The sequence below is a fragment of the Commensalibacter sp. Nvir genome (assembly GCF_963921845.1).
Lineage (GTDB): Bacteria > Pseudomonadota > Alphaproteobacteria > Acetobacterales > Acetobacteraceae > Commensalibacter.
In genome coordinates, this window is sequence record NZ_CAWUGZ010000065.1 from 1 (window position 1) to 9,426 (window position 9,426).

The window sequence follows — 9,426 nt, forward strand, 5'->3', positions numbered from 1 at the left end:
GGGTTAAGGATCGTGTTGGCCTGCCCGTTAAACAAAACGTCGTCTATTTGCGTATAAGCATCCACCCCACGCTCTATTCCCAAAAATGCACAAATGGCGTCCAAATACACTCCATAAGCTATCTCCGGGTTAAGCAGGTTGGCACTCTGCGCTATAAACTTCATCACTGAGGTGCGTGCCACCGTCTCTGCTTGCATCAGCGTGCCTTGAGGCGTTGAAGCGTCCAACGACAAATTCTCCCCCAACGCACTGATAAAATCTTGTTGCACTTCCGTTAACAGGTCCGACGTGTCCGCCGTCATTACGCCCGTTTGGGCGTTTTGAAAATAGGTCGACATACTTTACCTTTTCTAGTTGATTAAAATTGGATTTGTGATACTATGAATACATGTATTCATTAAGGAAGAACCTCATGCCAACAACCATAAGATTAGATCCTGACATTGAAAAAAGGCTTACGTTCTTGGCCAACAAAACTGGACGAACGAAAGCCTTTTATATTCGAGAAATGATTCAAAATAGCTTGCAAAATATGGAAGATTATTATTTAGCTTCTCATGTCTCAGAGCAAATCCGACAAGGTAAACACGAAGTTTTGACCACAAAAGAAGTGGAGCAAGAACTTGGCTTGGCAGATTAATTATTCCCGATCCGCGTTAAACGAATTAAAAAAATTAGATAAGCAAGACGCACGCCGAATTATCAATTATTTAACGTTACATGTTCAACCTCTTGAAAATCCAAAGCAGTTAGGCAAAGCGTTAACAGGCAATTTAAAAGAATTCTGGCGTTATCGGATTGGTAATTATCGTGTCATTGCTGAAGTACAAGAAGATAAAATTATTATTTTGATTTTAAGAGTTGCCCATCGCAAAGAAGTTTATAAAGTTAAATCCCTATCATCATAACCGCTAGCCCGAGAAAAAGGCCTGTAGAGGCGCCGGCGATGAGCTCACCCGTTGGTGGAGGATCCATAGGATCACAACCTAAAGAAGGAATATACAAGCCTTTATAAAGCCAGGCCTCATAATAGCCCATGATTGATAAACCACACGACGCTAAAAAGAAGCATCCTAAAATGGGAATAACGAGCAACAAGGCATGAGCAGATAAAAAGTATCCCGCCGTGATAAAAGGCAGCGCTTGCATCAACGCAAGGCGTGATGCCATAACCCAGAGTTTACGCTTAGTAGCAGGCCCTGGATTACCAACCGATACAAAGCCTAAACTTAGACTGTTGCCCCACCCTACACCACGCATCAAACCCGTCAAGCAAGCGATTAGCGCTATAATCATTATGGAATGAACATCCCTAGCAAACACAACGATTAAGGGCAAACACGCTATCCAGCCCCAAAGCAGGCGCGGCAGTTGATCGCCTAGATCCCTTTCCAACCATCGGGAAAGCAACCCGCCTGCCCAACGAAACCCTAACGCCCCCAAGCCAGCGTACAGCACTAACAACACCAAATCTTTAGTGATGCCTAACAGTATGAGCATGATAAGAAATCCTACAAAGTTAGGAGAAAAATAAAGGACTGAATAGCTAAATTTTTTTATAAAAAATCAACGTGAAATAAGTTACAAAATTCTATTGACATATAAGTCCTAACTTATTATTATAAGCTATAACTAATAAAACAATGGGTACACTCAGAACATGTGGATCGTAAAACTAACCAATTGTTTCAATATCTGGTTGTCCAAACAAGATAACGATACCCAAGAAAAAGTCTTAGCTTCTCTTCGTTTGCTAGAAACTTATGGACCAAAATTGTCTCGACCTTATGTCGATACCGCGAAAAACTCTCAATTTCCTAATATGAAAGAATTAAGAATTCAACATATGGGCAAACCTATCCGAGCATTTTTTGCTTTTGATCCACAAAGACAAGCAATCGTTTTGTGCGCTGGATGTAAAACGAATAATAAAAAATTCTATGCTGAAATGATCCATAGTGCTGACAAAGAATTTACTTTGTATCTAACGTTGATGGAGAAACATAAATGAAAACGTTACAAGAAGCAATTGCTGAACGTTCCCCTGATAGTCAAGATCGTATTCATAAACTGGCCAATGAATTAATCTTAGAGACTGGGCTAAGCTTACTAAGAGAACGATTAAACCTATCGCAAAAAATATTAGCGGAAAATTTGGGTGTTTCTCAATCGGCTATTACCCAAATAGAACAACGCGGCAATGAAATTAAATTAGCCACGTTAAAACGCTATGTTGAAGCTATGGGAGGCAAATTGAGCTTGTCTGTAGAATTGCCTACAGGCGATCAGCAAATCTTTCGTATTTAAAATATATGGGCATCTTTAATAAACATAACGAATCGTTTGGTTAACTCTACAAGCCAGTCTACTTTTAATTTATTTTGTATGAGCCTTGTGTATAACTTTTTCTAAGTATAAAGAATTTACGATTTTTTTTACACTTCTCGTTTTAACTATAAAGAATTTGCCATTTTCTTTATAGGATAAAAAAGTTATCCACAAATTATATAGGTTATCCACAGGCTTTTTGGCTTTGGGTTGGAAACTAGCATCGTTTAAAAGAAGCTAAATCCACAAAATATTGTTTTATAATATCGTCTTTTATAATTTTACCCATCACTCATTCCATGGATTAATCAGTTTAACACCTGTAGTTGCGAAATCAGCACTATTTCTGGTGACCACGTTCATTTTATGGTGAAGTGCTGTGGCCGCTATATAAGCGTCACGTTCTGGTTTAGGATCGGGCACATGTAATTGTGCGCAACGAATAGCAATTGCTGTAGTGATGGGTAGGATACGCTCAGAAAATTCGGGCATGACCCGATCCTTCATCCATGTACGAAGCAGTTGCCCTTGCACATTATCCCGCCGTTCCACTCTTGCAATCCCAAGTTCTAAGTCCATTACGGTAATAACAGAAATATAAAGCAATCCAGCATCAATAGTCGAAAACCATTGAACGACATTACGGTTTGCTTTGCCGTCACCCACTTTTCGTAATTCTGAAATCACGTTGGTATCAATTACATACATTATTCAAAATCCACAGTGTTAGGTAGGTTAGAATATTCGGGAATATCGAAATTAATTGTGCTTAATCCTGGCATAGACAAAGCTTCAAGGATCGTTTTCTTCTTTCTTGTTAAACGATTATACTCTTCAATAGTTAACAAAACGTGCGACGCTTTGCCCCGATCAGTAATAAATACAGGTCCGTTTTTAGAAGCTTTTTTAGCACGGGTAACGTCTTGGTTTAATTCCCGACTGGAAAGTGTGGTAATCGGCATGGTAACAATCTTTCCTATTTCGTTATATGCAATTTTCTGTAGTTATGTTACTACAATTCACTTAAACAGACAAGTTAAACTAAAACAATAAGTTTCAGACTAACTATATTAATAGTTTATCATTGCTAAAAGATTAATTTTGTAATAATATTATAACAATAAGCAATACAATGCTTTATGTTTAAAGAGATATGAAAATGAACTTACAAATTAGAATTGACGAAGACCTCAAAGAACAAGCCCAACAAGTAGCCAATGACTTAGGTATGGATTTAACCGCTGCTGTTCGCATTTTCCTAAAACAAATGGTTTATACGCGTGGTCTGCCATTCGAAGTCAAAATACCAAATGCCACTACAATCAAAGCTATGAAAGAAGTGGAAAAGGGAAATCTTAAACCTTTCAATGACCTTGATGCATTATGTAAAGAATTGGATATTTAATGTTAGCCTCGATTGTTTCCTCTGCTTTTAAGAAAGATATCAAACGATTGAAGAAAAGAGGAAAAGATCTATCAAAATTACATAATATACTTACTTTTCTCGTCAAAAAAGAGCCTTTACCGAAACAGTATAAAGAACATTTTTTAATTGGGAACTGGAAAGATTATCAAGAAGCGCATATTGAGCCAGACTGGCTAATCATTTACAAAATTAAAGATAACATTTTATATTTAGTAAGAACTGGTACACATTCTGACTTGTTTTAAAAAGTTCTTACTTCGGCTTGCCCGTAGTTCCACTCCCGCTCTGCACCCCACCATGCACGTGGGAGGTAAGCGAGATGGATCCTGCTTTGACATCCTTGCTGGCACTAACAGATCCATCAATCTGAGTGTCTTTGCTGACATTTAACGTGCCGTTGATGGTAACGTTGGCGTCAATGGTTACGCCTTTATCGGCTTTGATGTGGGTATCACCGCTGGTTACCAAGGTAATGCTCCCATCCTTTACCACAATGCGGGTGCTGCCATCGGTCTTTTGCAACACCACCCCATTGGTTGAGTCAGCTTGCAGCTTTACTTGATTGAACATGTCCGGCACGAACAAAGCGCTGGCAAAAGAATGCTTACGATAGGTCGGTGGCGGTCCTTCTGTTTTATCTTTCAAAAAAGCGTGAACGTCGCGATCACAGGCCAAAATCCAGCCCAAATCCCCTACCGCAATGGGAAAGTTGAGGCTAAACCCGCCTCCTCCTAAGGAAAGAATAGGCAAGTTGTGATAGGTTCCCCGGGAATAGCCTTTGCCGGTAGGATCCACGTATTGAATCTGCGGCGTTACCGAAACAAGCCCTTTCTCGCGGTTCACTTGTTTTACTTTGCATGGCAGCATTACCTGAACATGACTGAATGATTGGCTGACCATCTTTTGTAAGGCAGAAACCGCACTGTTTCCATCTTTAGTAGCAAAATTAACGGCTGAAGGCATGGGATCTCCTTTTTTGTTTTTTTAATGCCACTTCATTGGCCAATAAGGTGGCCACACGCTCTTCCAACAAGGCATCGTAGAGGATAAATAAATCTTCAACGCTATAAACTGTTTCCAATTCGCGTAGCGTCGCATAATGGTTTTGGATCAAAGCCCCTATCATCGAATGCACGTGCTTGCTCACCACCGTTTTGCCTTTTTCAAAGAGAAACTGCGGGGGGATTGTGATCGCGTCAAAGGTAGTAATAAAATCAAAATTAAACGCTTCCACCCGCCCCATCAATTCCTTAAGAACAGTCATAGGGGACACCACCGCTAAAGGATCCAACACATAGTGATCCATTGCCTCAGGGGTATTTAACGCGTATTCCTGATCATTTACTTGTACGGATGTATGCTGCAACAGCGCTTGAGGGGACGCATTGGGTTGTGCAAACAACCGCATGCCTTCTCTTGCTGAAAATTGTCTGCACCGATAGGTTTGGCCAAACAAAATAAAAGTAGTGGAATGAATCATAATTGCGCCTCGCACTGGATCTTAAATTGGTTGTTTCGAGTAGAAAGCGCGTACTTACACAGATACAACACGAAACTTTGCCCATTGAACGGATAAGGGTTTAGATCGCTTTGCAACCGCACTTGTTTGGCCACGGTAATTCGGGGATCATACATCACCTCGAAACTGGCCCCGCGTTCCGTATATTGAGGAATTTGTAAAAACTCGTTAATCAGCACAGGGGATCCTTGCTCAGCGTCTAAATGGTATGTATCCAACTGCATGACATACAAGGTTTTATTATCAATCCACGCCGTTACAAAGGGATAAAACATTAGGTTCAGTTCCACCAGCAACTGATCCCCTGTGGCTTGACCAATTCCAGCATTGGTAATGACTTGGTTGTTGTAATCGGTTTGGCAAATAACTTTTTCAACTTTTAAAAACTCGCCTACCTTATTCGCAAACGCTTCAAAGGTCAGCGAAGCCTCTAGTTGTACAAAATCAAACTGTGACCGGGCAAAATAATTGCTCATCGCGGTAAGCTGCAGCATTAAATCGGGCGGCCCTTTGCGTAGCTCTGCGATCACCACATCGCCTGAAAAAATCGGTTGAATGACAGAGTCATACCCCACTTGGATATCAATCGTTGCCGCCCAGTCTTGAATGGACGGATGTTTTTGGTTGTAGTCGTAGTTAAAGCGATTGAACTCGCTGGTTAAGGGGTTGAGTTGCTCTATGGTCAATCCCGTCAATTGCAACGTTGCGGTTGTCGTCGCCACTTGAGCATTTTTTTCAATTTCCAGATCAATCGCTAACTTGCTTGTTGCTTTTTTGGTGGTACAGGCATCCTCTTTGGCTTGTGCACGGGCTTGGGTGGTGGAGGTATGCCCCAAATCGTCTAGGTAAAACCCATTAGAGCCTTTAATTTGAAACTTGATAATACGCTGTTTGAGATTACTCATGCGATGTTCCCACTGCCGAAATACGCAGCTAGTTTTTGATTGCTGTCTTTATGGTATTCCTTAATCTTTTCTACAATTTTATGATCGTCGTGTGCCCCATGAATGGTATAGGTGTTGTGCTGTACAATAACAGGGGAAGTGCCAGGCGACGGAGTGGGAGAAGACGGGAAAAATTCCTTATTATCCGGCAGGCCTATCGTTCGTTGGGGACCAGTTTGCTGGGCTCGGTGATTAAAATCATCCGTCACTGAATCCAGCGCTGAACCCATGGCGGTCATTTTTTGAGCCTCAAGAGTCGTTTGTTTAAGCAAATTCAAAGTTCCAAGCGTTGGAGGGGCTGATTTTAACGCGTCTTGTCTTTGCTTGAGTATTGCAACCTTTTGTTTGACGAAATAACGCATTTTGTTTTCAGCTTGTTTCAAATCGTAAATCGAGTCGTGGCCTGTATTCATCTGAGGAATAGGAATACCCGCCATTTCTGAAAGCTCACTCGTCGTATTACCTTCCATATAGCCGTCCCTCCCAGTTTTACGACGGGCATAGGGATATGGGTTAGTAGGCGTAAATGCCGCTGGTATGGGTTGAGGGGCACGCAACGGCGTGCGGTGCCGCAAGACATCATCGGCATAGGTTTGGGTTTCTTTGGGCATTGCTTTACCGTTGAGAAATTTTCCCGTTTTAAGCCAATGGTCAATATTGCCTTGCCCCGCGTTGTTGGCCATTAACGCCAACCGCAAATCGTTATGATAATGTCTCAGCAGTTCCCTCAAATGCCGCACCGAAAGATCAATGTTTACCGCAGGATTGATCAACGTATGGGGATCCACCCCATAACCTCTGGCCGTATCGGGCATAATCTGGCCTAATCCAATGGCGCCGGCTTTGGATATCGCCAAAGGATTAAGCCCCGATTCTTGATACAACAACGCTTTAACGATGCTGGCATCCACGTGATAGCGTTGCGCCGCGCCTTGGATCAATCCATCGTAGGACGTATTGGTTACAGCTTTACTTTCTTGTGTTGTTTGTGCGGGGGATGAAGAAACACTGCGGCTATCGTTCAAGCGTTGATTGAATTCCCCTGCCCACGCCGCGTAATAATCGTTGGAAGAGTTCAGCGTCGTGTTTAAGGTCGTTAACGCATCGGTTAATAACGACAGTTGTTGATTGGTCTTAACCGCTTCTTGGGTGTTGCGTCTGGTTTGTTCCTCTTCCCTATGAGCGCGCTCCAACGCCGCTTTGTCGGATTTCGAGCGTTGATCAGGATTGGTTTGCGCAGGCGTCAACAACCAATTGGCTGTCTTGAGCACCATGGTAACGATTTTGTCAAAAGCCATATACAACGAGTCCACAATGGGCGTGAAATAGGTCGACAGCAATTGCCCCAAGCGATGCCATTCTTGTGCCATTTCCGTTTGCGCTTGCTTTAAAGCCGCGATGGACTCTTTGGCGCGTTGACGAAGAATAATCTCTTGATCGGTCAGTTGATGTTGGGAACGCATGGCTTCGGTATTCTTACGCAACGCTTCGATTTCTTGATATTCCAATCCCATATTTTGCCCAATTGCTTGTGCTCGTTCCTCGGTCATTTTGGCAAAAGAGTCGGCTAGATTTTCCAACAATTTTTGTGTTCCAATATATTGGCCTTTATTGTCTCTGGCCTTTACACCGGCTTGATTAAACAACAAATTCTCCCGCGAGGTCACGTTAAAGGTTGAAGCGGCATTTTTTCCCATCGTGCCGATTTTATTCATCAAAGTACTCGCCCCTTGGTTGTCCAAAAACCCACCACTGGCCACCACCAAGGAACGTTGATTGCTTTCCACCTGTTGCGTGCTAAGGCCTAGCTTGTTGCCTAAGCTAAACTGTTGTTCCCACGTATGTTCAAAATCGCTCACCATCTTGGACAACACACAAAAAGTGCCCGCAAGCGTTGCCGCGGCCAATGTTACAGGATTTAGGGCCAAGGCTAGGGCTCCTGCCACTGCACCCCCTCCTGCGGCCACTTCCCCACCTTCGGCAACGGCAACTGCCTCGCCTACCTCGGGCAGAACGGTTTTTTCCGCAACGTTAGTCATTGTGGTTCCCTGCGCAACGGAAGGCATGTCCTCTTCTTTGGCAGAGGAAATCTCCCCATCTTTAGCATCGTTCCCTACTGTTGTTTTTGGCTCTACAGAGGACACGGTTCCCTCTTTAAGCAAAGAAGAGCTCCGCTCTTTAGCATTCACCACCGCGTTGGGGGCATGAATAACCACTGGACCCGTAAGCGTCAGCGTAGAGTTCCCAGAAACCGCAGGGGCAGAGGATCCTTGCTTTAAGGACGTTACCAAAGAAAACGTTTGTCCTTTGGGCAACGTGCTTAAGCGTTGGGTAACCTGGCTTAAAAACCCCAATACCTTGTTGGCTTCGGGTGAGATTTTGGACAATTGATCCAGCACGCTACTGACACTGTGTCCCACATCCCCAACGAATTGCTTAGCACCATCGCCAAACAGTTTTTGCTTGGCTTGCAATTGGTCCAACGCCTGGGCGTTTTTGACATTAATCGAATATTGTAAGATGAATTCGTCCAGTACCGTCATGGGATACCTTTCAATAAAAAAGCCACCGCAACGGGTGGCTTGGTAAAGTAAGATTGATTTAATAGGTTAAAGATATTGAATTAAGCTAAAGTTTTTGAAGCAGTGATTTGAGAAAATTATGATGAAAAAAGTATTTTGGTTCCTCGCAACAATATGTCTACTTAGTGGACTTTCTACTTTAGAGGGAAAAGCAAAAGCAGAAGGACGCTCTCCACCCGTGTGGGGTAAGGATTGTGATTTTTATAAAGATGTTTTACCTGATATCCCTTATACTTATCTTTCCACTCTTTCTCGAGATTCCGAAATTAACAATTTAGTTAATCACAATCAGGAGCCAATCTATACAGTTTTAACCATAAATAATGATATGTTTAAACAACATGAAAACTGCAGCCATCCAAATTATAATACCATTCAATTTTTACTAGCAAACGATAGTTTTGCAAGCTGTCAACAGGATCCATTATGCACAACACATTCATCATATGAAAGTCGATTATGGACACAATTTGACAATGATCCACCAGAAATATTTTTAGTCACAGTTTCGAATACACCATGTCCATCTTTATATTTTAAATCTTATAAATTTATATTAAAATTATTTACGCACGAAAGACTAACTATTCAGGTTCGATTAAAAGACACAGGGCTTCAGTCTTTCGA

The 9,426-nt window shown here is 42.3% G+C and carries 15 protein-coding genes; 7 read left to right on the forward strand and 8 right to left on the reverse strand.

The features are described from left to right. Positions 1–338: hypothetical protein (locus AABE15_RS04595; protein ID WP_338330106.1), on the reverse strand; the 338-nt coding region annotated here is incomplete at its 3' end. A 74-nt stretch (positions 339–412) separates the two neighbouring features. Here AABE15_RS04595 and AABE15_RS04600 point away from each other — a divergent pair. Both AABE15_RS04600 and AABE15_RS04605 read left to right on the forward strand, forming a co-directional pair. Continuing rightward, a complete protein-coding gene (locus AABE15_RS04600; RefSeq protein WP_338330107.1) occupies positions 413–640 on the forward strand; it encodes a TraY domain-containing protein in 228 nt (75 codons plus the stop codon). Beyond that, the gene (locus tag AABE15_RS04605; RefSeq protein ID WP_338330108.1) at positions 624–908 is read left to right on the forward strand and encodes a type II toxin-antitoxin system RelE/ParE family toxin; all 285 of its coding nucleotides are present in this window, start codon (positions 624–626) and stop codon (positions 906–908) included. The genes AABE15_RS04600 and AABE15_RS04605 overlap by 17 nt, the downstream gene beginning before the upstream one ends. Here the strand turns inward: AABE15_RS04605 and AABE15_RS04610 are convergent. Next, positions 889–1,500, reverse strand: coding sequence for a hypothetical protein (locus AABE15_RS04610; protein ID WP_338330109.1), 612 nt, complete (start codon positions 1,498–1,500; stop codon positions 889–891). The two genes, AABE15_RS04605 and AABE15_RS04610, sit on opposite strands and share 20 nt — an antisense overlap. Positions 1,501–1,660: 160 nt before the next feature. On the opposite strand from AABE15_RS04610, the gene AABE15_RS04615 reads away from it, so the two are divergent. Next, complete coding sequence (locus AABE15_RS04615; protein WP_338330110.1) at positions 1,661–2,011, forward strand: type II toxin-antitoxin system RelE/ParE family toxin; 351 nt, start codon at positions 1,661–1,663, stop codon at positions 2,009–2,011. After that, the gene (locus AABE15_RS04620; protein WP_338330111.1) at positions 2,008–2,307 is read left to right on the forward strand and encodes a helix-turn-helix transcriptional regulator; all 300 of its coding nucleotides are present in this window, start codon (positions 2,008–2,010) and stop codon (positions 2,305–2,307) included. Before AABE15_RS04615 ends, AABE15_RS04620 begins: the two co-directional genes overlap by 4 nt. A gap of 309 nt (positions 2,308–2,616) precedes the next feature. Here AABE15_RS04620 and AABE15_RS04625 read toward each other — a convergent pair whose 3' ends face one another. Further along, on the reverse strand, positions 2,617–3,036 hold the full coding sequence (locus AABE15_RS04625) for a type II toxin-antitoxin system VapC family toxin (RefSeq protein ID WP_338330112.1): 420 nt from the start codon (positions 3,034–3,036) through the stop codon (positions 2,617–2,619). Then, entirely contained in the window at positions 3,036–3,290 is a 255-nt protein-coding gene (locus tag AABE15_RS04630) for a type II toxin-antitoxin system Phd/YefM family antitoxin (RefSeq protein ID WP_338330113.1), read from the reverse strand. The genes AABE15_RS04625 and AABE15_RS04630 overlap by 1 nt, the downstream gene beginning before the upstream one ends. A 197-nt stretch (positions 3,291–3,487) precedes the next feature. On the opposite strand from AABE15_RS04630, the gene AABE15_RS04635 reads away from it, so the two are divergent. Together AABE15_RS04635 and AABE15_RS04640 are read left to right on the forward strand one after the other, a co-directional pair. Continuing rightward, positions 3,488–3,733 (forward strand): type II toxin-antitoxin system RelB/DinJ family antitoxin, encoded by a 246-nt coding sequence (locus AABE15_RS04635; RefSeq protein ID WP_338330114.1) that lies wholly within the window; start codon positions 3,488–3,490, stop codon positions 3,731–3,733. Next, entirely contained in the window at positions 3,733–3,999 is a 267-nt protein-coding gene (locus AABE15_RS04640; protein WP_338330115.1) for a type II toxin-antitoxin system YafQ family toxin, read from the forward strand. Before AABE15_RS04635 ends, AABE15_RS04640 begins: the two co-directional genes overlap by 1 nt. 7 nt (positions 4,000–4,006) lie before the next feature. Here the strand turns inward: AABE15_RS04640 and AABE15_RS04645 are convergent, their stop codons facing one another. Genes AABE15_RS04645 through AABE15_RS04660 form a run of 4 tightly spaced genes read right to left on the reverse strand, consistent with a single transcriptional unit; the run spans position 4,007 to position 8,760 of the window. Further along, positions 4,007–4,717 (reverse strand): Gp138 family membrane-puncturing spike protein, encoded by a 711-nt coding sequence (locus AABE15_RS04645; protein ID WP_338330116.1) that lies wholly within the window; start codon positions 4,715–4,717, stop codon positions 4,007–4,009. Beyond that, positions 4,701–5,234: a hypothetical protein gene (locus tag AABE15_RS04650; RefSeq protein ID WP_338330117.1), complete on the reverse strand. Its 534-nt coding sequence runs from the start codon at positions 5,232–5,234 to the stop codon at positions 4,701–4,703. Before AABE15_RS04650 ends, AABE15_RS04645 begins: the two co-directional genes overlap by 17 nt. After that, complete coding sequence (locus AABE15_RS04655) at positions 5,231–6,178, reverse strand: baseplate hub protein (RefSeq protein ID WP_338330118.1); 948 nt, start codon at positions 6,176–6,178, stop codon at positions 5,231–5,233. Before AABE15_RS04655 ends, AABE15_RS04650 begins: the two co-directional genes overlap by 4 nt. Beyond that, the gene (locus tag AABE15_RS04660) at positions 6,175–8,760 is read right to left on the reverse strand and encodes a transglycosylase SLT domain-containing protein (RefSeq protein WP_338330119.1); all 2,586 of its coding nucleotides are present in this window, start codon (positions 8,758–8,760) and stop codon (positions 6,175–6,177) included. The genes AABE15_RS04655 and AABE15_RS04660 overlap by 4 nt, the downstream gene beginning before the upstream one ends. A gap of 118 nt (positions 8,761–8,878) precedes the next feature. On the opposite strand from AABE15_RS04660, the gene AABE15_RS04665 reads away from it, so the two are divergent. Beyond that, the coding region (locus AABE15_RS04665; RefSeq protein WP_338330120.1) for a hypothetical protein at positions 8,879–9,426 on the forward strand (548 nt) is incomplete at its 3' end.

Excerpts from the sequence above, each read along its gene's own strand:
- AABE15_RS04610 (WP_338330109.1), bottom strand. The coding sequence starts at position 1,500 with ATGCTCATACTGTTAGGCATCACTAAAGATTTGGTGTTGTTAGTGCTG.
- AABE15_RS04660 (WP_338330119.1), bottom strand. The coding sequence starts at position 8,760 with ATGACGGTACTGGACGAATTCATCTTACAATATTCGATTAATGTCAAA.
- AABE15_RS04655 (WP_338330118.1), bottom strand. The coding sequence starts at position 6,178 with ATGAGTAATCTCAAACAGCGTATTATCAAGTTTCAAATTAAAGGCTCT.
- AABE15_RS04630 (WP_338330113.1), bottom strand. The coding sequence starts at position 3,290 with ATGCCGATTACCACACTTTCCAGTCGGGAATTAAACCAAGACGTTACC.
- AABE15_RS04640 (WP_338330115.1), top strand. The coding sequence starts at position 3,733 with ATGTTAGCCTCGATTGTTTCCTCTGCTTTTAAGAAAGATATCAAACGA.
- AABE15_RS04635 (WP_338330114.1), top strand. The coding sequence starts at position 3,488 with ATGAACTTACAAATTAGAATTGACGAAGACCTCAAAGAACAAGCCCAA.
- AABE15_RS04620 (WP_338330111.1), top strand. The coding sequence starts at position 2,008 with ATGAAAACGTTACAAGAAGCAATTGCTGAACGTTCCCCTGATAGTCAA.
- AABE15_RS04615 (WP_338330110.1), top strand. The coding sequence starts at position 1,661 with ATGTGGATCGTAAAACTAACCAATTGTTTCAATATCTGGTTGTCCAAA.
- AABE15_RS04645 (WP_338330116.1), bottom strand. The coding sequence starts at position 4,717 with ATGCCTTCAGCCGTTAATTTTGCTACTAAAGATGGAAACAGTGCGGTT.
- AABE15_RS04625 (WP_338330112.1), bottom strand. The coding sequence starts at position 3,036 with ATGTATGTAATTGATACCAACGTGATTTCAGAATTACGAAAAGTGGGT.
- AABE15_RS04650 (WP_338330117.1), bottom strand. The coding sequence starts at position 5,234 with ATGATTCATTCCACTACTTTTATTTTGTTTGGCCAAACCTATCGGTGC.
- AABE15_RS04600 (WP_338330107.1), top strand. The coding sequence starts at position 413 with ATGCCAACAACCATAAGATTAGATCCTGACATTGAAAAAAGGCTTACG.